Here is a 24,075-nt window from a genome sequence, read left to right on the forward strand (position 1 = left end):
TATGAAAACACCTGAGCAGTGCAGCGGGCTGGAAGACGTCCGCCTGGGTATCGACACGTTGGACGAACAGATCATCCGCGCTCTCGGCCAGCGGTTGGCCTATGTGAAAGCTGCGGCGCAGTTCAAGCCTGACGAAGCCAGCATCGCCGCCCCCGAGCGGGTGGCCGCCATGCTGCCCCATCGCCGCCGCTGGGCCGAGCGCGAAGGGTTGGACCCGATGTTCGTGGTCCCGCTGTTTGCGCAGATCATCCAATGGAATATCGACCAGCAAGTGCGCCACTGGCGCCAGCAGCATCAAGGAGCGGAGCATGAGTGAACGTCTGCCGGGATTGCTTCAGGCGCTGACCGAGGGCGAACGCCTGGCGCGCGAGAAGGGCGGCGCAGTGCTGGTGGTGTTCAGCCTGGCCTCGGAGCGCCTGGACCCGCTGCGGTTATTTGCCGCCAACCGCCAGGTACTCGGGCAAAGCCTGTTCTGGTCAAGTGACCGGGGCGCACTGGCCATGGCCGGCTTTGGTTGTACCGAGGAAATCAGCCCCGGGGCCGATGACCGCTTCAACGCCAGTGCCCTGGCGTGGCAGGCGTTGCTCAGCCAGGCCCATCAGGTGGGGCCGCGCCAGCCGTTGCTGTGTGGCGGCTTTGCGTTTGACCCGAAGGGCCCACGCTCGCTCAAATGGCAGTCATTCGCCGCCACCTCCCTGGTGCTGCCGCGCATCCTGCTGCTGCGGGAAGCCGAGCAACATCATGTGATCTTCAGCCAGTGGCTGGAGCCCGGGGCGGACGCGGTGCGTTGCGCCCAGAGCCTGGAAACCCAGTGGACGTTGCTTCTGTCCCGCTACGCCAGTGCGCCACGCCAGGAGATTCCCCTCGGCACACCGAGCGACGAAAACACCATCAGCGCGCAGCAATGGCAAGACACCGTGGCGACGGCCGTGCAGCGCATCAACGCCGGCGACCTGCGCAAGGTGGTGCTGGCCCGCGAAGTGCGGTTGACCACCTCACGGACGATCCCCTGTGGCCCGCTGCTGGAAAACCTCAAGGCGGCCTATCCCCAGGCGTACCTGTTTGCGTTCAGCCGTGGTGACAGCTGCTTTCTCGGCGCAACGCCGGAGCGGCTGGTGCGGGTGACTCGTGGCACGCTGAACACGGTGGCGTTGGCCGGTACTTGCCCGCGTGGTCGTCACGAGCAGCACGATGCCGAACTTGGCCAGGCCTTGATGGACAGCCCCAAGGACCGCCACGAACACACCCTGGTGGTTCAAACCCTGCGCGAAGCATTGCAGCCCTATTGCGCGATGCTCGACATTGCCAGCCAGCCGCAGTTGCACCGGCTGGCCAACGTGCAGCACCTGTTGACGCCGGTGATGGGCCGCTTGCATCCCCAGGTGCAATTGCTGCAACTGGTGCAGGCCCTGCACCCGACGCCGGCGGTGGGTGGCTTGCCGCGACGTGAGGCGATGGCCTATATCCGAGAGCACGAGCAGCTCGACCGTGGCTGGTACGCAGCGCCAGTGGGCTGGATGAATGCGCAGGGTGATGGTGAATTTGCCGTGGCGTTGCGCTCGGCGTTGATCAGAGGCTGTGAGGCGCACCTGTTCGCCGGCTGCGGCATTGTCGCCGAGTCGGATCCCGGGAGTGAGTACGAGGAAACGTGCTTGAAGCTGCGGACTATCCGCGATGCCTTGCGGCCTTCGGACGGAGTGCAGGTGGCGTCAGCCTGAGGAAGGCTCTCGCCCGGCAGGCCGGGCGAGAGCATGCAGCGTCTGGATCAGTTCAAGCCAAGCTTGCCACGCAGTGTGGACAGGTCTTCCGCCAGGGTATTGACCGGGCCAACCAGGGCTTTGCGGTCGGCTTCCTTGACCTTGTCGTAGGTCTCGAAACCACCATCCTTGGTTTTGTACTTGGCCAGGATCTTGTCCACGGTGGCGAAGTTCTTGTCGACTTTGGCGACGAAGGCCTTGTCCTGCTTCTCGATCTGCGGACGGAACAGGTCGACGATTTTCTTCGCGCCGTCGATGTTGCCCTGGAAGTCATACAGGTCGGTGTGGCTGTAGCGGTCTTCTTCACCGGAGATCTTGGTCGCGGCGACTTCTTCCAGCAGAGCAGCAGCACCACCCACGACTTTTTCCGGCGGGAAGGTCAGGCCGTCCACGCGGGTTTTCAGGTCCAGTACGTCGCTGTTGAGCTTGTCCGCCAGGGCGTCGAGGCCTTTGGTGGTGTTCTCGGAGAACAGGCTGTACTCGATGCGGTGGAAGCCGGTGAAGTCTTCGGCTTTCACGCCTTTCTCGTGGTCGTCCACGCGGGAGTCGATGGAGGCGTCGAGGTCGCTGAACAGTTCGGCGATCGGCTCGATCGACTCATAGTGCACGCGGGTTGGCGCGTACAGCTTCTTGGCGGTCGCCAGGTCGCCTTTTTTCACGGCGTCGGTGAACGCCTGGGTCTGGGTGACCAGCTCGCCGATTTCTTCGGTGACATAGATCTTGTAGTCCGACACCGGCCCTACCAGGTCCAGCGGCGCGGTGGCGGCGAAGGCGGCCAGCGGCGAAAGGCTCATTAACAACGACAATGCGAGAGACGACTTCTTCATGGGACGATTTCCGCTCTGGGGTTTGTTTTAGGTTTTGGCAGTGGTTTGTGGATGTGTCGCATCAAGCAGCGTGCGCCCGATGAAATCCTGGGCCCCGGTGACGCCTGGCAAGGTGAAGAAGTAACCGCCGCCAACCGGCTTCAGGTATTCCTCCAGAGGCTCGCCGTTGAGCCGGGTTTGCACGCTGATAAAGCCTTTCTCCAGGTCAGCCTGGTAGCAGATGAACAACAGCCCCATGTCCAGCTGACCGTTTTTGTTGACGCCGTTGGAGTAGTTGAACGGCCGGCGCAGGATCAGGTTGGCCTGGGTCTGTGCAGTACGCGGGTTGGCCAGGCGGATGTGGGCATCGAGCTTGGTCAACTTGCCTTCCGGGTCCTTGCTGTAGTCCGGGACCTGGGTTTCTTTCTGGCCGTCCATGGGCGCGCCACTGGTCTTGATCCGGCCAATGATGCTTTCTTGCTCTTGCAGCGGGGTGCGGTCCCAGCGTTCGACGAAGTTGCGGATGATCCGCACCGCCTGGTAGCTGCCATTGGCGGCCCAGGCCGGTTCGTCGCTGCCTGGCTGGACCCACACAATCTGATCCATCGCCTTGTTGTCGTTGGAGTTCGGGTTGGCCGAACCGTCGCGAAAACCGAGGAAGTTGCGCGCGCTTTGCGCCGGCTCGCCGGGGCGGGCAGGGGCCTGGGGCGGCACGCTGCCTTCCTGCTTCCAGCGCACCAGCAGCAGGTCCGGCAGGTTTTTCACGATGTCGCGCAGGGCGTGGATGTTGGTGTCCGGGGTGTTGGAGCTGAACTGCAGGCTCAGGTCGCCGTGGCACTGCGCCGGTTCCAGCGCATCGTTGGGGAAACCGACCATGCGGATCAGGCGCTTGGGCTTGGCTGCGGCCAGGCCGAAGCGTTCGTCGAACAGCGACTCGCCCACCGATACGGTGATGGTCAGGTTGTCCGGTGTCACCACCGGGCCGAGGATGCCGGAGTCGGTGGGGGGCAGTTTCGGGTCGACTTGCACCACGGTGCCGCCGGTCATCAGGAACGCGATGCGCTCGTTCAGGGTGCGGAACAGCCGCTCCAGGTCTTCGCGGTCGCTGGCCAACACGTCGAATGCCACCAGCATGCCGCAGGCCGGGCGCGGAGTGACGATGCCGGTCTGGTGCTTGCCATGGAAATCGTGGTGGTCCTGGGTCTTTTCACTGCTTGGCGCGGTGGTCACTTGTGCCGCCGCGTTGGCAGCCATTGCCGGGCAGCTCAGGCTGCTGCCGGCAATGGCCGCGCCAGTGGCGGCCATACCCAACAATACACGACGACGCTGGGCGGAAAATTGTTCTGAATCACTCATGTCTACGGTCGTCTTCACTTCAGGCCGGAAAGGCCAAGGGCGGGGTCGATTCCATCGAGTGCAACGGCCAGAGCCTTGGCCTTGTCGGCGATCTGCTTGCGCTGATCGGCGGTAACGCTGTCATACGAGGCGTAGCGGCCATCGACTTTCAAACCGTTGAGTTCGGCATCGAGGGCGGTGATCGCGCTGTCGATCCCCGGCAGTAATTGCGCGGCAGATTTGGTCAGCAGCGGGCGCATCAGGTCGACCACTTTGCGGGCGGCGTCCAGGTTGGCGGCGAAGCCGTTGAGGTCGGTATGGCTGTAGCGTTCTTCCTCACCGCTGGCGGCACGTACGTCGGCCAGGCTGTTGAGGTTGCGCACCACGATGCTCACCAGTTGCTCCGGCGGCAGCGACTGTGCCAGCAGCTGTTGCTTGAGGCTGGTGACGTCGGTGACCAGGCGCTGGGCAATCGGCGCCAGGCCGTCGAGATTGCGTTGCTGGAACAGGCCGTATTCGAGACGGTGGAAGCCGCTGAAGGCCGGGTCCTGCTCGCGCTTTTCAAAGTAGTCGGCGCGGGCGTTGATCGCGTTGTCCAGTTCCGCCAGGCGTTGCGAGGCCGGGGCCAGGCGCTGGTAAGCCTCGCGGGCCGGTACGTAAAGCGCCTGGGCCTGGGCGAGGTCGCCGGCTTCGATGGCTTGGTCCAGCGCGGTAACGGCCTTGACCAGGGCGCTACCCTGGCTGCTCAGGTACACGCGGAACTCCGACAGCGGGCCGATAAACGCGACCATCGACGGCTTGGCCTTGGCTTGGGCGTCAGACTCGGCAGTCGGTGTCACCTTCAAGGTGCCACGCGGGTTGCTCAGCAGGCCGCAGGTGATCTGGTAGTCGCCGGGCAGCAGGTTGGCGTTGATCACCTGGCTCAGGCCGGGGGCGATGTTTTCGCGCTCTTCGACCACCAGCACGCCGTCGAGGATTTCCCACTCCACGGCACGGTCCGAGCGGTTGATGATGCGGAAGCTGGCGCGTCCCGCCGGTACCGTCAGCGCATTCGGTTCGCAGCTATGGGCGTGGATCGTCACCGCGATTTCATTGTGGTTGGCCTGGCGCTTGGAGGCGGCCAGTTGCGAGGCGTAGTAGAACAGGCCACCGGCGGCGATCATCACGACCACCGAGCCGCCCACCGCCCAGCGCAAGGCGCGGGAGGGCGGAGCCGGTTGAGGGGTTTGGTTGGACAAGAGGCGGTCCTTACTGGCTGGAAACGGAAGAGGTTGTGCGGGTAGCCGGCTTGCTCGGCGGCGCCGGCAGGAAGAACATCACCAGGGCCACCACCAGGTAAATCAGGTAGGCACCGAGGGTGCTGATGGTCGGGGCGTCCTGATAGCCGAACATGCCGGCCAGCACCGAGCCCAGCGGGCCATCCATCGGCAGCGTCGCGCTGAAATCGAACAGTACGGTTTGCAGGTGGTTCCATACCCCGGCTTCGTGCAGGGCTTGTACCGAGTTGGCGAGGATGCCGGCGGCCACCACCAGGATGAACAGGCCGGTCCAGCGGAAGAACGCACCGAGGTTCAGGCGCATGCTGCCGGTGTAGATCAGGAAGCCGACGATGATCGCCAGGATCAGGCCGAGCAGGGCGCCAATCGGCGCGCCCGGACCTTCGCTTTGCTGGAACACGGCCAGCAGGAAGAACACGGTTTCCAGGCCTTCACGGGCCACGGCGAAAAACACCATGGCAATCAGTGCGGTGACCTGGTGTTTGGAGCCGGCCAGGGCATGATCGAGGGATTCATGCAGGGAATGCTTGATGGAGCGCGCGACCTTGCGCATCCAGAACACCATGGAGCTGAGAATGCCCACGGCCACCAGGCCGACGATGCCTTCGAACAGTTCCTGTTGTTTCTGCGGGAATTCGGCACTCACCAGTTCCAGGCCACCGCCGACCAGCAGCGCGAGGGCCGCTGCCAGAAATACGCCGATCCACACTGCGGGCATGTACTGGCCACGGCCAGTTTGCTTGAGATAGCTGGCAATAATGCCAACGATCAAGGCGGCTTCTATGCCTTCGCGCAGCATGATTAAAAAGGGAACAAGCATTCGGCACCGAATCGTCACTAGATAGGATGCTAAGTTGTAACATAATGATACTCATTACTAAACAGGGAATATTGACCTTTACTGAACCTTGACTGAACGGTGGTGGCAAACCGCATCCGACACTAGAATGCGCGGCATCGTCCCAGCCACCGGATTGCGCCATTCCCCATGTCGGAAAAAGACACGATTTCCATCCAACTGGTCCGCGAAGCCCTGTTGCAGAGCTGTGCGCCGGGTGCGGCGAGCGATGAAGTGTTGACCAAGGTCGGGATTGAGCCGGCACTGCTGGGCCAGCCAACCGCACGCGTCCCGGCAACCGCTTACGCACGCTTATGGCGCTTGCTGGCACGGCGAATGGACGATGAATTCTTTGGCATGGACCCGCGCAAGCTCAAATCCGGCAGCCTGGAGTTCCTCTGCCGAGCCTCCATGGCACAACCGAGCCTGGCCACTGCGCTGGAAACCGGCCTGGAGTTCCTGTCACTGATGCTCGAGCGCATGCCGGCGCAACTGGTGCGCCAGCAGAGCCTGGCGGAAATCGTACTGTTGGAGCCGGAGCCCGCACCCAGGCGCGCCTTCACCTATTTCGCCTACTGGATGATCGTCCACGGCGTCGCCTGCTGGCTGGCGGGGCGCCGGATCCCGATCCTGGCGATTGAACTGCGTTGCCCGCAGCCGGACTTCTGCGACGACTACCAGGTGATGTTTTCCGACAACTTGCGCTTTGACCGGCCGCGTACCCGGATGATCTTTTCCGCCGACTGCCTCGACCTGCCGATCAAGCGCAGCCCGGAGGAGCTCAAGCGCTTCCTGGCCCATGCGCCCGCCAACATCCTGGTCAAATACCGCGACCCGGACAGCCTTGCCACCCGCATCAAGACCGACCTGCGGCACATGCCTGCCGACACTTGGCCGGAAACCGAAGGCCTGGCCGCATCCCTGTGCATCTCGGCCTCGACCCTGCGCCGGCGCCTGGCGGAAGAAGGGCAGACCTACCAGGGCCTCAAGGACAGCGTGCGCAAGGAGTTGGCGATCGTCTGGCTGGCCGATTCCGACATCAGCTTTGCCGAGATCGCCACCCGCCTGGGGTTTGCCGATGCCAGCTCGTTCTACAAGGCGTTTCGCAAGTGGTCGGGCTCCAACCCCGGGCACTATCGCAGCCTGATATTGAACGAAGCGCTGAGCCAGTAGGTCACTGCCAGGCACCCCCGGCACGTTTGCCTGCTTATCCACGCCTTTAATGATCTGGGTCACTTTCCTGCGCCGCCGTGCGTGTGATATTCGGCGCCACCGCTCCATCGTTCGTTTCCTGACGCAGCCTGATCGGCATTTGTCGCGATCAACGTCTACGCCATTTCCCTCATTCAAGAGCAGGATTTCATGGCACTTCACAGAACCGTAGAGACCCAGGACCAAGCCATCGAAGACGTCTATTCGAGTGGCTCCGCCCAGCACAAACTGCCCAAGTACCGCCTCCCGGACCATTCGACCACGCCGTCGGCCGCCTACAACCTGGTGCGCGACGAACTGCTGCTGGACGGCAATTCCCGGCAGAACCTGGCGACCTTCTGCACCACTTGGGTCGAGCCCGAAGTGCAGCAGTTGATGGCCGATGCCCTCGACAAAAACATGATCGACAAGGATGAGTACCCGCAGACGGCCGAGATCGAAAACCGTTGCGTGCACATCATTGCCGACCTGTGGCACGCGCCGAAATCGTGGCAAACCGTGGGTTGCTCCACCACCGGTTCCAGCGAAGCGGCGATGCTTGGCGGCCTGGCACTGAAGTGGAGCTGGAAGAAACGCCGGGAAGCGGCGGGGCTGCCCACCGACAAACCGAATTTCGTGTGCGGCCCGGTGCAGATCTGCTGGAAGAAATTCGCCCGTTATTTCGATGTGGAAATTCGCGAAGTGCCGTTGCGCGGTGACGCATTGGGCCTGCGCCCGGCCGACCTGCGGGAATATTGCGACGAAAACACCATCGGTGTCGTCGCGACCCTGGGCGTGACCTTCACCGGGATCTACGAACCGGTCGCAGCCCTGGCGGCCGAGCTGGACTCGATGCAACGTGACCTCGGCCTGGATATCCCGATCCATGTCGACGCGGCGAGCGGCGGGTTTATCGCCCCGTTCATCCAGCAGGAGCTGCAATGGGATTTTGTGATCGAGCGCGTCAAGTCGATCAACGCTTCCGGCCACAAGTACGGCCTGGCGCCGCTGGGCGTCGGCTGGGTTATCTGGCGCTCCACCGAAGACTTGCCGGAAGAGTTGATCTTCTACGTCGACTACCTGGGCGGCAACATGGCGACCTTTGCCCTGAACTTCAGCCGGCCCGGCGGTGAAATCATCGCCCAGTACTACAACTTCCTGCGGCTGGGGCGCGACGGCTACACGCGGATTCAACAAGCGTGCTCCGACACGGCGCAATGGCTGGCCTCGGAAATCACCAAGTTTGCCCCGTTGGAACTGGTGTACGACGGCAAGGATGGGCTGCCAGCGGTCTGCTACAAGCTCAAGGACGGCGTCGACCACGGCTTCAGCCTCTACGACCTGTCGGAGCGCGTGCGCATGCGCGGCTGGCAGATCGCGTCATACCCGTTGCCGTCCGATCGGCAGAACGTCGTGGTACAGCGCATCCTCGTACGGCATGGCGTGAGCCGTGACCTGGTGGCGTTGCTGCTGGAAGACCTGCGCAAGGCCGTTGCCCACCTGCAGAAAAACCCGGTGGAGCATTCCGACGCGGGCCCCAGCTTCAGCCATGGCGCCATCGCCGACCCGGTCATCCCGGCCGACACCCCGAACCTCGACTGAACGCACTGAACACTCACCGGGCCTCGAGGCCCGGTGCCTTTAGCGTTGCATCGCCAGGTACGAATCATCGTGACTGCCTTCTTTACTTTCCTGCACGACAACCCCTACATCCTGCTGTTCCTGGTGGTTGGCCTGTCCGTCTGGGTCGGGCGCGGCACCATCAAGGGTTATGGCCTGGGCGCGGTGGCCGGGGCCATCGTGATCGGCTGCGCGATTGCGACGTGGGCGTCGTACTACGGCGTACATTTCGAACTCGATAACTTTACCAAGAGCCTGTTTTATTACCTGTTCATGTACGGCGTCGGGCTGCGGGTCGGGCCTTCGTTCATCAACAGTCTCAAGGGTGATGGCCTGAAATTCACCTTCCTGGCAATCCTGTCCTCGTTCCTCGGGCTGGGTATCGTGGTGCTCGGCGTGCGGCTGTTATCCCTGCCGGTGGGCGCGGCGGGCGGGATTCTTGCCGGTTCGCAAACCATGTCGGCGGCGATTGGCTCCGCCGAACAGGCGATTACCTCGGGCGTGGTGCCGCTGCCACCGGGCACCACGGCGGCGGCGGCCACCGCGATGATCGCGCTGTCTTACGGCATCACCTATATCTGGGGCACGGTCGGCATCATCCTGATCTGCAAGTATCTGCCGCGCTGGTGGGGTGTGGATGCGCGCAAGGCGGCCAAGGCATTCGAGGTGGAGCACGGAGTGCCGAACGTCGACGATGCCGGGCTCAGTGGGTATCGGCCGTTTGACCTGCGGGCCTATCGCCTGGTGAACCCGGAGCTGGTGGGGCAGAGCATCGCGCAGTTTCGCCAGCGCTTTGCGTTGTACCAGATCGAGAACGTCGAGCGTGGTGACGAGTTGCTGGGGGCTGATCCGACGCTGGTGTTGCAACTCGGCGATGTGATCGCCCTGGGCGGCAGCCTGGATGCGCTGACCGATCACATGGGCCTGATCGGGCCGGAAGTACCGGATGCCCGGGCGTTGAATATACCGCTGGATGAGGCGGTGATTCTGGTGACCCACAAGGATGCCGTGGGCAGGGCGCTCAAGGAATTCAGCCAGTCGCCGATTGCCGGGCAGGTGCAGTTGGTGGGGATTGAGCGAGGTGGAGCGCCGATTCCGGTGGGGCTGGAAACGCGGTTGCAGCGCCTGGATGTGATGCACTTGATTGGCTTGCGCAGTGCCATCGACAAGGCCACGGCGTTGCTGGGCAAGGCGGGGCGGGCGAGTACGGCGACGGATTTGCTGACGCTGTCGCTGGGTATGGTGCTGGGGTTGTTGATCGGGCTGATTCAGGTGCCGGCGTTCGGTGCGGCGGTGGGGCTGGGCAATGCGGGCGGGTTGCTGGTGTCGGGGATTATCGTCTCGTCGCTGGTGTCGCGGGTGCGGTTTTTTGGGAATACCCCGAATGCGGCGCGCAACATTCTCGAGGACATGGGGTTGATATTCTTTGTCGCGATTGTGGGGGTGAATGCGGGGGCTAACCTGGTTTCGCAGATTAGCGCGATAATTGCGTTGAAGATCTTTTTGCTTGGGTTCGTGGCTTGTACGATTCCACCGTTTATTGTTTGGGCTGTGGGTTTTCATGTGTTCAAGATCAACCCGGCGATTCTCATGGGCGGTGTTGCGGGGGCGCGGAGTCACTCGGGGCCGGCGCGGGAGGCGGCCAAGGAAATTGATAGTACGGTGCCGTGGATTGGGTTTCCGGTGGCGTATGCGGTGTCGGGGATTTTGCTCACGGTGTTTGGGTATTTTGCCATGGTGCTGGCGCGGTAGCTGTATTGGGTACATATCCGTTGCTGCGGTAACGGCGGCTTATGGTTCCGCTCTTACAGCGGGTCACTTTTTTACAAACGCCTAAAAAAGTAACCAAAAAACGCTTTGCCCCACCACTCGGTGCCTCGCYTAGGCTCGGCATGCCCGCACTCCGGCACGGCTCCGCGGGCCGCCGCGACGGGCCATCCATGGCCCGGCGCGGCTAAATCGGCATCCYTGCCGATTTACCCGCTCCACCGTGCCTACTTGCGGCCATCGTGGTTGACGGGGCCCGCAGATCAAAATCAAAAGCAGATCAAAAGCAGAGCACAGCGGCCTMCCGGCCGGCTTGAGTGTTTAACAGCCAGATCAAAAGCCAGAGCGAATGCAGATCTGCTTTTCTGTGGGAGCTGGCTTGCCTGCGATGCAGAYACCTCGGTGCATCAGGTACACCCAGTTGATGCCATCGCMGGCAAGCCAGCTCCTACAGTGGACCGTGCCCGCTTTAGCTTTTGATTTTGCTYTTCAACACTCAAGCCGGCCGGKAGGCCGCTGTGCTCTTGATCTGCTTTTGATCTTGATCTTAGGCGCCCCGTTAAACCACGCTGGCCGAACGCAGGTATTACGGAGCGGGTAAACCGGCAGGACGCCGGTTTAGCCGCGACGGGGCAGGGACGCCCCGTCGCGGCGGCCCGCGGAGTAATGCCGGAGTGAGGGCACTCCGAGCCTAAGCGAGGAGCCGAGTGGTGGGGCAAGAGCGTTTTGCTTACTTTTGCGCTTTTCAAAAGTGAGCCGCTGTAAGAGCGGAACCATAGGCGGCCTTTACCTAAATAACGGATATACACCCATCAGCCGAGCCCCAACCGCTCATGCCACTCGGCAATCGACTCCTCTGGATACTCCTCAAACTCCAGGTCCCCCGCGCGAATACTCACCTCAACCCACGGCGCCTTCGACCCCAGCATCAAATGCGTATGCTCCGGTGGCACCGGCAACGGCGTATCAATCGCCGAAGCAAACGGATGAATCAACTCCGGCCACTGCGGACTGAACAACCACAACCCCGACCCACACTGCGAACAAAAATGCCGCTCAGCCGTACTCGCATGCGCCCGGCTATCCCCCGGCCCTTTCATCCGCGCGTGATAAATCGAAATCAACTTGCGCCCCCGCACCTTGAGGCTCCTGGCATCCCCCCCAAGGTTGATCGCATACCCGCCACCCCCCTGGGTCTTGCGACAAATCGAGCAATAACACCGCTGATAAGGGTAGGGATGCGCACTCTCAAGACTGAACGAAACCGCGCCGCAATGGCAGGAACCTTCAAGCTGCATGACCAGATCTCCTTCGCAAAAGGGCAACGTTAGCTTAGGCGCCCGGCAGCCGGGGCGGTTCCATCTCGGGCATCAAGGTCGCGATCAACGCCCGAATCGTCCCCGGCAACGCCTCCAGTTCCCGCACCAGAATACTGCGCTCGCGCACTGCCCAAACTTCATCCAGCTTCACCGTCACCAGTTGCATGGTCCGGCTGTGCCGCACGGCGGCCGACTCGGGAATGATGCCGATCCCCACGCCCGCCTCAACCATCCGGCAGATCGCCTCGAAGCTCGACATTTGAATGCGCAACGACAAGTGCTTGCCCAGCCGCTCCACATGCTCACGCAGGAAACTCAGCAACGTGCTGCCGTCATGCAAGCCGATATGTTGATAAGCCAGGGTTTGCTCCAGCGTCACCGAAGGCAGGCCCGCCAGCGGATGCCCCACCGGTACCGTCAGCACCAGGTGGTCGGTGCTGAAGTGCAGCACCTGCAAACCCGACGCTTCCACAGGCCCGGCGATGATGCCCATGTCGCTGGTGCCATCCAGCACGCCCCGCACGATATCCCGCGACAGCCGCTCCTGCAGGTCCACCGTCACGCCGGGGCGCTGGGACAGGAAGCCGGCCAGCACCTCCGGGAGAAACTCGGTCACGGCGGTGGTGTTGGCAAAAATGCGGATATGCCCGGCCGAGTCGATGCCGTATTGGGTGAACTCGCTTTTCAGGTAATCCACCTGGCGCATGATCAGCCGCGCATGGTGCAGCAGCCGTTCGCCCGCCGGGGTGATCTCCACGCCACGGCTGTCGCGGTACAACAGGCGGGTGTCGAGTTGGCCCTCCAGGGCCTTGATCCGCGCACTGGCGGCGGCCGGCGAAAGGAACGCGCGCTTGGCGCCCTGGGTCAGGCTGGGGGATTCGGCGATATGGATAAACAGGCGTAAGTCAGCCAGATCAAAGTGCATGCAAGGCTCCGGGGCAGCGACGAAGAACCCATGTGGGAGCCGGCAAGCCAGCTCCCACATTGATCATCCGGGTTCTTGAGATCTTTTTATGGGCGATGGCGTTCAGCATAGCCGAACGCTGCTTTATTGAAATGCAAATTCTCAGAACGGCCAGGGCCCAGCATGATCCGGTTCAGATTCCCTGCCCGAGGACATGCCCCTGATGAGCGCCACAGACTGGATCGGCCGTAGCGAAACAGCCCACGACCACTTGAGCCACAACCTGCTCAAACGCATCGCCGCCACCTTTGGCGAAGCGGCACCGGCAGATGGCGAGCCGGTTCCGCCCTTGTGGCAATGGTGCTTCTTCCAGGACCCGCTGCCCGAGTCCGCCCTGGGCGGTGACGGTCATCCGGCCCGTGGCGGCTTCCTGCCGCCGGCCGATAATCGCAACCGCATGTGGGCCGGCGGGCGCATCGAGTTCTTCCATGCATTGCGTGCCGGTGAGGCCGCCACCCGCGTTTCGACCATCACCCAGGTGGAAGAAAAAACCGGTCGCACTGGCTCGTTGTTGTTCGTCACCGTGCGCCACGACTATTCCCAGGACGGCCGCCTGGCCCTGCGCGAAGAACAGGACATCGTCTACCGCGAACCCACACCGCCCAAGCAGGGCAGTGGTGACGCGCTCCCCGAAGGCGCCTGGCGTGAAGCGGTCGACCCGACGCCAACCCTGTTGTTCCGCTACAGCGCCGTGACCTTCAACGGCCACCGCATTCACTACGACTACCCCTATGTCACCGGCACCGAAGGTTATTCGGGGCTGGTGGTGCACGGTCCGCTGATCGCCACCTTGAGCCTGCGCGCATTTTGCCGCGCCAACCCCGCGGCCACGTTGCGCCGTTTCTCGTATCGCGGCGTGCGTCCGTTGATTGCCCCGCAAGCCTTTGAAGTGGGCGGGCACATCACCGCGCCGGGCGTCGCGGAACTGTGGGCGGGCAACGCCGACGGCCTGGCCCAGCGCGCCGAACTGCATTTCGAATAAACCTCCAAGAACAACAGGCGGAGAGCCGTTAATGAACCCGAATGACAACGAAGAACTGAATGCCATCCGCGAAGGCGTGCGCGCACTCTGCGCCGAATTCGACGCCGCCTACTGGCGCAAGGTCGATGAAGAAAAGGGCTTCCCGGAAGCCTTCGTCAAAGCCTTGACCGACGCCGGCTGGCTGTCGGCAATGATCCCCGAAGAATACGGTGGCTCCGGCCTGGGGCTGGCGGAAGCCTCGGTGATCCTGGAGGAAGTGAACCGCTGCGGTGGCAACTCCGGCACCGTCCACGGCCAGATGTACAACATGTTCACCTTGCTGCGTCACGGCAGCGAAGCACAGAAAAGCTTCTACCTGCCCAAGCTCGCCAACGGCGAATTGCGCCTGCAGTCGATGGCCGTGACCGAGCCCACCACCGGCACCGACACCACCAAAATCAAGACCACCGCAGTCAAGCGCGGCGACAAGTACGTGATCAATGGCCAGAAAGTCTGGATCTCGCGGGTGCAGCATTCCGACCTGATGATCCTGCTGGCCCGCACCACGCCGTTGGCCGAGGTGAAGAAAAAATCCGAAGGCATGTCGATCTTCCTCGTGGACTTGCGGGAAGCCATCGGCAACGGCCTGACCGTGCAGCCCATCGCCAACATGGTCAACCACGAGACCAACGAACTGTTCTTCGACAACCTGGAGTTGCCGCTGGACAGCCTGATTGGCGAGGAGGGCAAGGGCTTTCGCTACATCCTCGACGGCCTCAACGCCGAACGCACCCTGATTGCCGCCGAGTGCATCGGCGATGGCCGCTGGTTTATCGAGAAAGCCAGCGCCTATGCCCGCGACCGCGTGGTATTTGGCCGGCCCATCGGACAGAACCAGGGCGTGCAGTTCCCGATTGCCGAAGCCCATATCGAGATCGAAGCGGCCGACTTGATGCGCTGGCGTGCCTGTGAGGAATATGACAGCGGCGCCAATGCCGGGGCCAGCGCGAACATGGCCAAGTACCTCGCGGCCAAGGCTTCCTGGGAGGCGGCCAACGCCTGCCTGCAAACCCACGGCGGCTTCGGGTTTGCCTGCGAATACGACGTGGAGCGCAAGTTCCGCGAGACCCGCCTGTACCAGGTTGCGCCGATCTCCACCAACCTGATCCTGTCCTACGTGGCCGAGCATCTGCTCGAACTGCCACGCAGCTTCTGAGGGCCCGACCATGAGCCATACCCAAGCGCTGTGCCGGTTCCTCGCCGAGTTGAATTACGCACAATTGCCGGACGCCGTACTCGCCCGCACCGAAGACCTGTTCCTCGACTGGCTCGCCTCGGCGCTGGCCAGCAAGGGCGCGCATCCGATCCCGCTGTTCGAACGTTATGCCCGCAGGATGGGCCCGGCTGATGGCCCGGCGCAGATCATCGTCAACGGCGGCAGCAGCAGTGCCTATTTCGCCGCGCTGGTGAATGGCGCGTCGTCGCACCTGGTGGAGCAGGATGACCTGCACAACAGCTCGGTATTGCACCCGGCGACCGTGGTGTTTCCGGCGGCATTGGCGGCGGCGCAAGACCTCGGCAAGTCCGGTCGCGAGCTGCTGCTGGCCTCGGTGGCCGGCTACGAAGCCGGGATTCGCATCGGTGAGTTCATGGGCCGCTCCCACTACCGGATCTTCCACACCACGGCCACCGTCGGCACTCTCGCGGCGGCGGTGGCCGTGGGCAAATTGCTCGACTTCAACCAAGAGCAATTCATCAATCTGCTGGGCAGTGCCGGCACTCAGGCGGCCGGGCTGTGGGAGTTCCTGCGGGATGCCGCCGACTCCAAGCAACTGCACACTGCCAAGGCCGCTGCCGATGGTTTGCTGGCGGCGTATCTGACGGCGGACGGGCTGACCGGTGCGCGCAATATTCTGGAAGGTGATCAGGGGATGGCGGCGGGTATGTCCACCGACGCCGACCCAGGCAAATTGTCGGATCGCCTCGGCAGTCGCTGGGCGCTGCTGGAAACGTCGTTCAAGTTCCATGCTTCATGCCGGCATACCCATCCGGCCGCCGATGCGCTGCTGGATCTGATGCAGCGCGAAGGGCTGGGCCATGAGCAGATCGCCCATGTGGAAACCCGCGTTCACCAGGGCGCCATCGACGTGTTGGGCCGGGTGACGCTGCCGCAGACCGTGCACCAGGCCAAGTTCTCCATGGGCACCGTGCTGGGGTTGATTGCCGTGCATGGCAAGGCCGGGCTGACCGAGTTTCACGAGCTGGCGCTGAGCGACGGGGACGTGGCGGCGTTTCGCGACAAGGTCTCCATGACCCTCGACGCCGAAGTCGACGGTGCCTATCCGCAGCGCTGGCTGGGCCGGGTCATCGTGACCACCGCCGATGGTCGCACCCTGCACGGCGCCATCGACGAACCCAAGGGCGACCCGGGCAACACCCTGAACCGCTCGGAGCTGGCCGACAAGTTCCAGCGCCTGACTCAATTCAGCGGTGCCCGCACACCCGCGCAAACCACCGGGCTGATCGAAAAAGTCTGGGACCTGCGCAACGCCGCGTCCCTGGCTCACTGGCTTTAAGGAACTGTCATGACCGCTAATCAACGACCGCTGGACGGCATCACCGTTGTCAGCCTGGAACACGCGATTGCCGCACCGTTCTGCACCCGCCAGTTGGCCGACCTGGGCGCGCGGGTGATCAAGATCGAACGTCCCGGGGCGGGCGACTTTGCCCGGGGCTATGACGAGCGCGTGCGCGGCCTGGCCTCGCATTTCGTGTGGACCAACCGTTCCAAGGAAAGCCTGACCCTGGACCTCAAGCACGACGATGCCGGGGACATCCTGGAAACCCTGCTGGCCGATGCCGATGTGCTGGTGCAGAACCTCGCACCGGGCGCGGCCGCGCGCATGGGTTTGTCATTCGAGGCGCTGCATGAGCGCTTCCCGCGGCTGATCGTCTGCGACATCTCCGGCTATGGCGAGGGCGGCCCGTATGAAAAGAAAAAGGCCTACGACCTGCTGATCCAGAGCGAAGGCGGCTTTCTCTCGGTCACCGGTGGCCCGGGTGAAGACCAGATGGCCAAGGCCGGCTGCTCCATCGCCGATATCTCCGCCGGGATGTACGCCTACAGCGGCATCCTCTCGGCGCTGCTGTTGCGGGGCAAGACCGGGCAGGGCAGTCGCATCGACGTCAGCATGCTGGAAAGCCTGGTGGAGTGGATGGGCTACCCGATGTATTACGCGTTCGACGGCGCGCCCCAGCCACCGCGCGCGGGTGCGGCGCATTCGACGATCTACCCCTACGGGCCGTTTCCCACCGGTGACGGCGGCACGGTAATGCTCGGTTTGCAGAACGAGCGCGAGTGGGCTGCGTTCTGCGACAAGGTGCTGCTTACCCCGGAATTGGCCACAGACGAGCGTTTCTCGGCCAACTTCAAGCGTTCGGAAAACCGCGACGTGCTGCGCCAGATCATCGTCGACCGTTTTGCGCAGATGAGCGCCGAAGGCGTGATCCAGCGCCTGGAAGACGCGCAAATCGCCAGTGCACGAGTCAACAACATGCAAGGCGTGTGGGACCACCCGCAGCTCAAGGCCCGGGACAGTTGGCGTGAAGTCGACAGCCCGGCGGGCAAGTTGCCGTCGTTGCTGCCACCGGCACGCAATGCCGCGTTCACCCCGCGGATGGATGCGGTGCCGGGGCTGGGGCAGCACAGCCAAGGGATTCTCGACCAGCTGGGTTACTCCGCTGAAGCCATCGACGGCCTGCGTGCACGCGGCGTTATCTGACAAGGAATCGAACGATGCCAACCTCTCTTGTGCGCTCTGCGCTGTTTGTACCGGGCAGCCGACCGGAACGTTTTGCCAAGGCCCTGGCCAGTGGCGCCGATGCGGTGATTGTGGATTTTGAAGACGCGGTGGAAGAGCCGCTCAAGCGTCAGGCCCGGGACAACCTCGGGGTGTTTTTGCAGGCGACGCCGGCGGCGCGGGTGTGGGTGCGGATCAACGCGCCGGAGCATCCCGAGCATTTTGCCGATGTGGCGTTCTGTCAGGCCCACGCCGGGGTCGCAGGGGTGTTGCTGCCCAAGGTTGAAAGTGCGGCCCAGGTGGCCGTGGTGGCTGCAACGGGCAAGGCTATCTGGCCGATTATCGAGAGTGCGCGGGGTTTGCTGGCGGTGGCGGAAATCGCCCATGCGCCGCTGGTGGAGCGCCTGTCGTTTGGTGGCCTGGACCTGGCGCTGGACTTGAACCTGAGCAGCGGCTCCCCGGCCGCGCAATTTGCCCTGGACCAGGCTCGCCTTGCCTTGATCGTGCATTCCCGCGCCGCCGGGCTGGTGGCGCCGCTGGACGGCGTGCACCCGGCCATCGACGACCCCGAAGGCCTGCGCCGTTCGATTCGGCATGCCTATGAAATGGGCTTTTCCGGCGCGCTGTGTATCCATCCCAAGCAGGTGGCGGTGATTCACCAGGCGTTGGCCCCCAGTGCCGAGGATCTGGCCTGGGCCAAACGGGTGGTGGACGCTGGTGCCCATGGGGCCGGGGCGTATCAGCTGGACGGGCAGATGGTGGATGCACCGGTGTTGTTGCGGGCCCAACGATTATTAGCCGCGCAACCGTAGAAATGTGGGAGCGGGCTTGCTCGCGAAAGCGGTGGGTCAGCCAGTGCATCCGGTGACTGGCACACCGCTTTCGCGAGCAAGCCCGCTCCCACATTGGATCTCCGTTGTTTGCAAAATCGGCGTTCGTCCACGCCGAACGCAGGTATCTAAAATTCGAAATTCTCTATACGCGTGACATCAGGCACCTTGCCCTATAACACAACAATAAGAAGGTGATTTTCCATGCTCAAGCTTTCTCGGGCGCTGTTCTGCGCCGCCACCTTGTTTGCCGCGGGCCTGGCCCAGGCGGCCGACCCCATCGTGATCAAGTTCGCCCACGTCGTCGCGGAAAACACCCCCAAAGGCCAGGGCGCCTTGCTGTTCAAGAAGCTCGCTGAAGAACGCCTGCCCGGCCGGGTGAAAGTCGAGGTGTACCCCAACTCCTCGCTGTTCGGCGACGGCAAGGAAATGGAAGCGCTGCTGCTGGGCGACGTGCAGATGCTGGCGCCGTCCCTGGCCAAGTTTGAGCAGTACACCAAGCAAGTACAGATCTACGACCTGCCGTTCCTGTTCAACGACCTGGCGGCGGTCGACCGTTTCCAGGCGGCCCAGGGCAAGGCGTTGCTGACCTCGATGCAAGACAAGAACATCCTCGGCCTGGCCTATTGGCACAACGGCCTCAAGCAACTGTCGGCGAACAAGGCATTGCGTGAGCCCAAGGATGCCCGTGGCCTGAAGTTCCGCGTGCAGGCCTCCAGCGTCCTGGAGGAGCAGTTCAAGGCGATCCGCGCCAACCCGCGCAAGATGAGTTTTGCCGAGGTGTACCAGGGCTTGCAGACCGGCACCGTCAACGGCACCGAGAACACCTGGTCGAACTATGAAAGCCAGAAGGTCAACGAAGTGCAGAAGTACTTCACCGAATCCAACCATGGCCTGATCGACTACATGGTGATCACCAACGCCAAGTTCTGGAACGGCCTGCCGCCGGATGTGCGCACCACCCTGGACCAGGTCATGGTTGAAGTCACCGTCGAGGTGAACAAGCAGGCCGAGGCGCTGAACCAGTCGGCCAAGCAGAAGATCATCGACGCCAAGACCAGCGAAATCATCGAACTGACACCGGAGCAACGCCAGCTCTGGCGCGAAGCCATGCGCCCGGTGTGGCAGAAGTTCGAAGGTGAAATCGGCGCTGACCTGATCAAGGCGGCCGACGCGTCGAACCAGTAATTTGGAGAGCACCGAGATCAAATGTGGGAGCGGGCTTGCTCGCGAATGCGGTGTATCAGTCACCGAATGCATCAACTGAAAGACTGCATTCGCGAGCAAGCCCGCTCCCACATGTTGATCCGGTTCCCGCCTCCAAGCCTTGCACACACCTATCTCCGCTTCGCGAGGTTTTGCCATGCAAACGCTAAGGCGCGTCTGGGAGCACCTGGAGGAAGGCTTTATCGCCATCCTGCTGGCCGCCATGACCCTGGTGACTTTTGTCTACGTCATGCTCAACAACATCTACACCCTGTTCTTTGCCCTTGCCGACAAGTGGGCGTGGAGCAGCGGTTTCTTCAACGCCCTGGGTGACCACACCATGGGCTGGGCCCAGGACATGACCTGGAGCGTGGCGCTGACCAAGGCCATGTTCGGCTGGCTGATTTTCTTCGGCATCTCCTACGGCGTGCGCACCGCCGGCCACTTGGGCGTGGACGCGCTGGTCAAGCTGACGCCGCGCCGGGTGCAGCGCCTGCTGGGCATGCTGGCTTGCCTGTGCTGCCTGGCCTACGCCGGGTTGTTCATGGTTGCCAGCTACAAATGGCTGAGTGCGGTCACCACCGCGCACATCGGCGCCGAAGACCTCGACAAGTTCGGCATCGACGTCGACGACATCGTGGTGATCGTGCCCATCGGCTTTGCCCTGGTGTTCATCCGCTACCTGGAAATTTTCTACCGCATCTTCACCCACCGCCAAACCGGGCTGGGCCTGGCCGACGAAGCCGGTGAAGCCAGCAAGTTGGCCGGCAGCCATGAGGAGCGTCACTGATGGCCGTTCTGTGTCTGTTTTTGCTGCTGTTCGTGTTCATGTTCCTCGGTGTGCCCATCGCGATTTCCCTGGGGTTGTCGGGCGCGGTGTCGATCCTGATGTTCAGCCCGGACTCGGTGAGTTCCCTGGCAATCAAGCTGTTTGAAACCTCGGACGCCTATACCTTCCTGGCGATTCCGTTCTTCCTGTTGTCGGGTGCGTTCATGACCACCGGTGGCGTGGCGCAGCGGCTGATCGACTTTGCCAACGCCTGCGTCGGGCATATCCGCGGCGGGCTGGCGATTGCGGCGGTGCTGGCATGCATGCTGTTTGCCGCACTGTCGGGCTCCTCGCCCGCGACAGTGGCGGCGGTGGGTTCGATTGCCGTGGCGGGCATGGTGCGCTCGGGCTACCCGAAGGAATTCGGCGCCGGGATCATCTGCAACGCCGGTACCCTGGGCATCCTGATTCCGCCGTCGATCGTGATGGTGGTGTACTCGGCCGCCACGGAAACCTCGGTGGGCAAGCTGTTCATGGCCGGGGTGATTCCGGGCCTGCTGCTGGGCTTGATGTTGATGGTCGCGATCTACATCGTCGCGCGCATCAAGAAACTGCCGGCCCAGCCACGGGCGACCTTTCGCGAGTGGCTGACCTGCGCCCGCCGGGCATTCTGGGGCCTGTTGCTGCTGGTGATCATCCTGGGCGGGATCTACAGCGGCATGTTCACCCCGACCGAAGCGGCGGCGGTGGCGGCGGTGTACTCGGCGTTTGTCGCGCTGTTCATCTACAAGGACATGAAGATCAGGGATTGCCCCAAGGTGCTGCTGGAGTCCGGGCGCCTGGCGATCATGCTGATGTTTATCATCGCCAACGCCATGCTCTTCGCTCACGTGCTGACCACGGAGCAGATTCCCCAGGAAATCACCGCGTGGGTGATCTCCGAGGGCCTGACGCCGATTGGTTTCCTGATCATGGTCAACGTGGTGTTGCTGGTGGCGGGCAGCTTTATGGAGCCGTCGGCGATCGTGCTGATCCTGGCGCCGATCTTTTTCCCGATTGCGATGAAGCTGGGGATCGACCCGATTCACCTGGGGATTGTGATGGTGGTCAATATGGAGATTGGCCTGGTGCATCCGCCGGTGGGGTTGAACCTGTTTGTGACCTCGGCGGTGACCGGGCTGACGCTGGGGCAGACCATCCGCGCGGCGTTGCCGTGGCTGATGATCCTGCTGGTGTTCCTGATCATGGTGACTTACCTGCCGTTCATATCGCTGGCCTTGCCGCATTGGCTGGGGATGTAAACCCAACTTGAATCACGCCACAAAACAATGTGGGAGCGGGCTTGCCCGCTCCCACATTTGAGGTGTGCAGGGATTTATTTATCCATCGCACTCAAGATCGCATGGGCCACTTTTACCCGTTCGGCATTCGGGTAGTTCTTGTTCGCCAGGATCACCACCCCCAGGCCTTTGCTCGGCACGTACGCCACATAGGCGCCAAAACCACCGGTGGCGCCAGTCTTGTTCACCAGCGTGTCGGCATGGGGCGCTTGCGGTGGTGTCAGCCAGTTGACCTTGTGGGGCTGAAAGGCCATTTGCGCCGAGTTGCCTTCCGTCAACGCATCCAGCGTGATTGGGTAGGGGTACATCTCCCAGCCGAGGCCCTGGGTCATGCCATCCACCGTGTAGTAGCCGGTGTGAGTTGCGGCAATCGCCTGTTGCAGCGGCTTCTCCAGCTTCGCCGGGTGCATGTTCACTTCAACGTACTGAATCAGGTCCGAGGTGCTGGTCTTGATGCCGTAGGCCTCGGCGTCCAGGGCGCCAGGCCCGACGCGCACCGGTTTGCCGGCCTTGTCGTAACCCTGGGCGTACAGGTTCATTTGTGACTTGGGTACGCTGATAAAGGTGTGCTTGAGGCCGAGTTTCGGCAGCAGGGTCTGCGCCATCAACCGGTCAAACGGCTGGCCCAGGCTTTGCGCTGCCAGGTGGCCGAACAAGCCGATGCTCGGGTTGGAATACAGGCGTTGGGTGCCGGGAGCGAAGTCCGGTTTCCAGTGCTGGTAGTAGCTGATCATCTTGCCGGCGTTATCGGACTCATCGGGGAATTGCAGGGGCAAGCCACCTGCGGTGTAGGTGCCGAGGTTGAGCAGGCTGATGTGGTCAAACGTGTCGCCGCGCAATGCCGGCAGGTATTGGCTGGCCGGGTCCGACAGCTTCAGCTTGCCGTTGGCCAGGGCATAGCCGGCGAGGGTGGCGGTGAAGGTCTTGCTCACCGAGCCGATTTCAAACAGGGTGTTTTCGGTGACGGGCTGCTTGCTCTCCTTGCTGGCAACGCCGTAGTTAAAGTATTGCGCCTTGCCGTTCTGTACGATTGCCACCGACAGGCCGGCGATGTCCTGTTGCTGCATCAGGGGCTGGACAGTACTGTCCACGACCTGGCGCATGTCGGTAGCCGCCATGCAGTTGCCTGCGCCGAGCAATAAGGCGAATATCGCGGTGTTGCGCACGGTTGGAAAAAGGGATGTGTACATGATGACGTGACTTCCATGAAGGTGATCGGGTGAATACCGTTGCCTGCGCAGGCGCCGCAAATCTAGGCAGTTTGTGATCCCGCGGCAAACGATGATATCTCGCAACAGCCATTAGAAAAATTAGGGTCAAGCCATGCTCCGTTCCCATTTGCCACTCAACGCGCTGCGAGCCTTCGAGGCGTCTGCGCGGCATTTGAGTTTTACCCGGGCGGCGATTGAACTGTGCGTCACCCAGGCGGCGGTCAGTCACCAGGTGAAAAGCCTGGAGGCGCAGCTCAATGTCACGCTGTTCAAACGCCTGCCCCGGGGCCTGATGCTCACCAGCGAGGGCGAGACCCTGCTGCCGGTGTTGCGCGAATCCTTCGACCGGATAGCTCAAACCTTAGGCCAGTTTGAAGGTGGGCATTACCGCGAAGTATTGACGGTAGGCGCGGTGGGCACCTTTGCGGTGGGCTGGCTGTTGCCGCGGCTTGCGGATTTCCAGGCGCGCTACCCGTTTATCGACTTGCGCCTGTCCACCAACAACAACCGCGTCGACGTGGCGGCCGAAGGCCTGGATTACGCAATCCGGTTTGGTTCCGGCGCGTGGCACGGCACCGAGGCGTGCCAATTGCTGGAGGCACCGCTGACGGTGCTGTGCGTGCCGCAACTTGCTCGGCAATTGCAGACTCCGGCGGACCTGTTGAAGCACACGCTGTTGCGCTCATATCGTGCGGATGAGTGGACGCAATGGTTCCAGGCCGCGGGATTGCCAGCCGACACGCTGGTGCCGCGCAGTATCGTTTTCGACTCGTCCCTGGCGATGATGGAGGCGGCGCTGCAAGGGGCGGGGGTGGCCCTGGCGCCGGCGATGATGTTCAGCCGGCAGTTGGCGACGGACGTGATTCGCCAGCCGTTCGAGATCGGCATCACCACCGGCAGTTATTGGCTGACGCGCTTGCAGTCACGGGCCGAGACGCCGGCGATGCTGGCGTTCAAGACGTGGTTGCGTGAAGTGGCCATGCACTGAGGTTGGGTCGACGCTGTGGCGAGGGAGCTTGCTCCCGCTGGGCTGCGTAGCGGCCCCAAAGAAGCGACGGTGTTAGTTCAGCAAGAACGCGGCGGA

At 62.7% G+C, this 24,075-nt stretch carries 21 protein-coding genes; 14 read left to right on the top strand and 7 right to left on the bottom strand.

Features of this window, described 5'->3' with window-relative positions; genetic code table 11:
* The first annotated feature begins 1 nt into the window (after position 1).
* Positions 2-316 carry an isochorismate lyase gene (locus tag A462_RS12930; RefSeq protein WP_003218417.1) on the top strand — a complete coding sequence of 105 codons (315 nt, stop codon included), beginning with the start codon at positions 2-4 and terminating at the stop codon, positions 314-316.
* Positions 309-1,718 (top strand): isochorismate synthase, encoded by a 1,410-nt coding sequence (locus A462_RS12925; RefSeq protein ID WP_003218416.1) that lies wholly within the window; start codon positions 309-311, stop codon positions 1,716-1,718. The genes A462_RS12930 and A462_RS12925 overlap by 8 nt, the downstream gene beginning before the upstream one ends.
* 47 nt (positions 1,719-1,765) lie before the next feature.
* Here the strand turns inward: A462_RS12925 and efeO (A462_RS12920) are convergent, their stop codons facing one another.
* The 4 genes from efeO (A462_RS12920) to efeU are packed head-to-tail and all read right to left on the bottom strand — an operon-like array spanning position 1,766 to position 5,995.
* Entirely contained in the window at positions 1,766-2,584 is an 819-nt protein-coding gene (efeO, locus tag A462_RS12920; protein ID WP_003218415.1) for an iron uptake system protein EfeO, read from the bottom strand.
* 27 nt (positions 2,585-2,611) lie between these two features.
* Positions 2,612-3,919 (bottom strand): iron uptake transporter deferrochelatase/peroxidase subunit, encoded by a 1,308-nt coding sequence (gene efeB / locus A462_RS12915; RefSeq protein ID WP_008436218.1) that lies wholly within the window; start codon positions 3,917-3,919, stop codon positions 2,612-2,614.
* A gap of 14 nt (positions 3,920-3,933) precedes the next feature.
* Positions 3,934-5,136, bottom strand: coding sequence for an iron uptake system protein EfeO (efeO, locus tag A462_RS12910; protein ID WP_008436219.1), 1,203 nt, complete (start codon positions 5,134-5,136; stop codon positions 3,934-3,936).
* Between the two features lie 10 nt (positions 5,137-5,146).
* Positions 5,147-5,995 (bottom strand): iron uptake transporter permease EfeU, encoded by an 849-nt coding sequence (gene efeU, locus A462_RS12905; RefSeq protein ID WP_003218412.1) that lies wholly within the window; start codon positions 5,993-5,995, stop codon positions 5,147-5,149.
* Positions 5,996-6,163: 168 nt separating this feature from the next.
* Between efeU and A462_RS12900 the strand changes: the two genes are divergently transcribed.
* The 3 genes from A462_RS12900 (at position 6,164) to A462_RS12890 (ending at position 10,576) form a co-directional block, all read left to right on the top strand.
* Positions 6,164-7,186, top strand: coding sequence for an AraC family transcriptional regulator (locus A462_RS12900; RefSeq protein ID WP_008436221.1), 1,023 nt, complete (start codon positions 6,164-6,166; stop codon positions 7,184-7,186).
* A gap of 189 nt (positions 7,187-7,375) precedes the next feature.
* Complete coding sequence (locus A462_RS12895) at positions 7,376-8,806, top strand: glutamate decarboxylase (RefSeq protein ID WP_008436222.1); 1,431 nt, start codon at positions 7,376-7,378, stop codon at positions 8,804-8,806.
* A 69-nt stretch (positions 8,807-8,875) separates the two neighbouring features.
* On the top strand, positions 8,876-10,576 hold the full coding sequence (locus A462_RS12890) for an aspartate:alanine exchanger family transporter (protein WP_032899505.1): 1,701 nt from the start codon (positions 8,876-8,878) through the stop codon (positions 10,574-10,576).
* A gap of 827 nt (positions 10,577-11,403) precedes the next feature.
* Here A462_RS12890 and A462_RS12885 read toward each other — a convergent pair.
* Positions 11,404-11,889, bottom strand: coding sequence for a GFA family protein (locus A462_RS12885; protein ID WP_008436232.1), 486 nt, complete (start codon positions 11,887-11,889; stop codon positions 11,404-11,406).
* A gap of 34 nt (positions 11,890-11,923) precedes the next feature.
* Positions 11,924-12,835, bottom strand: coding sequence for a LysR family transcriptional regulator (locus A462_RS12880; protein ID WP_008436234.1), 912 nt, complete (start codon positions 12,833-12,835; stop codon positions 11,924-11,926).
* A gap of 202 nt (positions 12,836-13,037) precedes the next feature.
* Here A462_RS12880 and A462_RS12875 point away from each other — a divergent pair, with 202 nt between their 5' ends.
* The 8 genes from A462_RS12875 to dctM all read left to right on the top strand — a co-directional run bounded on the left by A462_RS12875 (position 13,038) and on the right by dctM (position 21,741).
* Entirely contained in the window at positions 13,038-13,856 is an 819-nt protein-coding gene (locus A462_RS12875; protein ID WP_008436236.1) for an FAS1-like dehydratase domain-containing protein, read from the top strand.
* Positions 13,857-13,887: 31 nt separating this feature from the next.
* Positions 13,888-15,051 (top strand): acyl-CoA dehydrogenase family protein, encoded by a 1,164-nt coding sequence (locus A462_RS12870; protein WP_008436237.1) that lies wholly within the window; start codon positions 13,888-13,890, stop codon positions 15,049-15,051.
* 10 nt (positions 15,052-15,061) lie between these two features.
* Positions 15,062-16,411: an MmgE/PrpD family protein gene (locus tag A462_RS12865; protein ID WP_008436239.1), complete on the top strand. Its 1,350-nt coding sequence runs from the start codon at positions 15,062-15,064 to the stop codon at positions 16,409-16,411.
* Between the two features lie 9 nt (positions 16,412-16,420).
* A complete protein-coding gene (locus A462_RS12860) occupies positions 16,421-17,617 on the top strand; it encodes a CaiB/BaiF CoA transferase family protein (RefSeq protein ID WP_008436240.1) in 1,197 nt (398 codons plus the stop codon).
* A 14-nt stretch (positions 17,618-17,631) separates the two neighbouring features.
* The gene (locus tag A462_RS12855) at positions 17,632-18,447 is read left to right on the top strand and encodes an HpcH/HpaI aldolase/citrate lyase family protein (protein WP_008436242.1); all 816 of its coding nucleotides are present in this window, start codon (positions 17,632-17,634) and stop codon (positions 18,445-18,447) included.
* A 222-nt stretch (positions 18,448-18,669) separates the two neighbouring features.
* Positions 18,670-19,653 carry a C4-dicarboxylate TRAP substrate-binding protein DctP gene (gene dctP / locus A462_RS12850; protein WP_003215057.1) on the top strand — a complete coding sequence of 328 codons (984 nt, stop codon included), beginning with the start codon at positions 18,670-18,672 and terminating at the stop codon, positions 19,651-19,653.
* Between the two features lie 175 nt (positions 19,654-19,828).
* Positions 19,829-20,461, top strand: a complete 633-nt coding sequence (locus A462_RS12845) for a TRAP transporter small permease (RefSeq protein ID WP_003215060.1) — start codon at positions 19,829-19,831, stop codon at positions 20,459-20,461.
* Positions 20,461-21,741, top strand: a complete 1,281-nt coding sequence (dctM, locus tag A462_RS12840) for a C4-dicarboxylate TRAP transporter large permease protein DctM (protein ID WP_003215062.1) — start codon at positions 20,461-20,463, stop codon at positions 21,739-21,741. Before A462_RS12845 ends, dctM begins: the two co-directional genes overlap by 1 nt.
* 74 nt (positions 21,742-21,815) lie before the next feature.
* Here the strand turns inward: dctM and ampC are convergent, their stop codons facing one another.
* On the bottom strand, positions 21,816-22,970 hold the full coding sequence (gene ampC, locus A462_RS12835) for a class C beta-lactamase (RefSeq protein ID WP_008436247.1): 1,155 nt from the start codon (positions 22,968-22,970) through the stop codon (positions 21,816-21,818).
* A gap of 133 nt (positions 22,971-23,103) precedes the next feature.
* Between ampC and A462_RS12830 the strand changes: the two genes are divergently transcribed.
* A complete protein-coding gene (locus A462_RS12830) occupies positions 23,104-23,979 on the top strand; it encodes a LysR family transcriptional regulator (protein WP_003215066.1) in 876 nt (291 codons plus the stop codon).
* Positions 23,980-24,075 lie beyond the last annotated feature (96 nt).

Origin of the sequence: Pseudomonas sp. Ag1, from assembly GCF_000278565.1 — a bacterium.
Taxonomy (GTDB): Bacteria; Pseudomonadota; Gammaproteobacteria; order Pseudomonadales; family Pseudomonadaceae; genus Aquipseudomonas.

Excerpts from the sequence above, each read along its gene's own strand:
- A462_RS12930 (WP_003218417.1), top strand. The coding sequence starts at position 2 with ATGAAAACACCTGAGCAGTGCAGCGGGCTGGAAGACGTCCGCCTGGGT.
- A462_RS12925 (WP_003218416.1), top strand. The coding sequence starts at position 309 with ATGAGTGAACGTCTGCCGGGATTGCTTCAGGCGCTGACCGAGGGCGAA.
- efeO (WP_003218415.1), bottom strand. The coding sequence starts at position 2,584 with ATGAAGAAGTCGTCTCTCGCATTGTCGTTGTTAATGAGCCTTTCGCCG.
- efeB (WP_008436218.1), bottom strand. The coding sequence starts at position 3,919 with ATGAGTGATTCAGAACAATTTTCCGCCCAGCGTCGTCGTGTATTGTTG.
- efeU (WP_003218412.1), bottom strand. The coding sequence starts at position 5,995 with ATGCTTGTTCCCTTTTTAATCATGCTGCGCGAAGGCATAGAAGCCGCC.
- A462_RS12900 (WP_008436221.1), top strand. The coding sequence starts at position 6,164 with ATGTCGGAAAAAGACACGATTTCCATCCAACTGGTCCGCGAAGCCCTG.
- A462_RS12895 (WP_008436222.1), top strand. The coding sequence starts at position 7,376 with ATGGCACTTCACAGAACCGTAGAGACCCAGGACCAAGCCATCGAAGAC.
- A462_RS12885 (WP_008436232.1), bottom strand. The coding sequence starts at position 11,889 with ATGCAGCTTGAAGGTTCCTGCCATTGCGGCGCGGTTTCGTTCAGTCTT.
- A462_RS12880 (WP_008436234.1), bottom strand. The coding sequence starts at position 12,835 with ATGCACTTTGATCTGGCTGACTTACGCCTGTTTATCCATATCGCCGAA.
- A462_RS12875 (WP_008436236.1), top strand. The coding sequence starts at position 13,038 with ATGAGCGCCACAGACTGGATCGGCCGTAGCGAAACAGCCCACGACCAC.
- A462_RS12870 (WP_008436237.1), top strand. The coding sequence starts at position 13,888 with ATGAACCCGAATGACAACGAAGAACTGAATGCCATCCGCGAAGGCGTG.
- A462_RS12865 (WP_008436239.1), top strand. The coding sequence starts at position 15,062 with ATGAGCCATACCCAAGCGCTGTGCCGGTTCCTCGCCGAGTTGAATTAC.
- A462_RS12860 (WP_008436240.1), top strand. The coding sequence starts at position 16,421 with ATGACCGCTAATCAACGACCGCTGGACGGCATCACCGTTGTCAGCCTG.
- A462_RS12855 (WP_008436242.1), top strand. The coding sequence starts at position 17,632 with ATGCCAACCTCTCTTGTGCGCTCTGCGCTGTTTGTACCGGGCAGCCGA.
- dctP (WP_003215057.1), top strand. The coding sequence starts at position 18,670 with ATGCTCAAGCTTTCTCGGGCGCTGTTCTGCGCCGCCACCTTGTTTGCC.
- A462_RS12845 (WP_003215060.1), top strand. The coding sequence starts at position 19,829 with ATGCAAACGCTAAGGCGCGTCTGGGAGCACCTGGAGGAAGGCTTTATC.
- dctM (WP_003215062.1), top strand. The coding sequence starts at position 20,461 with ATGGCCGTTCTGTGTCTGTTTTTGCTGCTGTTCGTGTTCATGTTCCTC.
- ampC (WP_008436247.1), bottom strand. The coding sequence starts at position 22,970 with ATGTACACATCCCTTTTTCCAACCGTGCGCAACACCGCGATATTCGCC.
- A462_RS12830 (WP_003215066.1), top strand. The coding sequence starts at position 23,104 with ATGCTCCGTTCCCATTTGCCACTCAACGCGCTGCGAGCCTTCGAGGCG.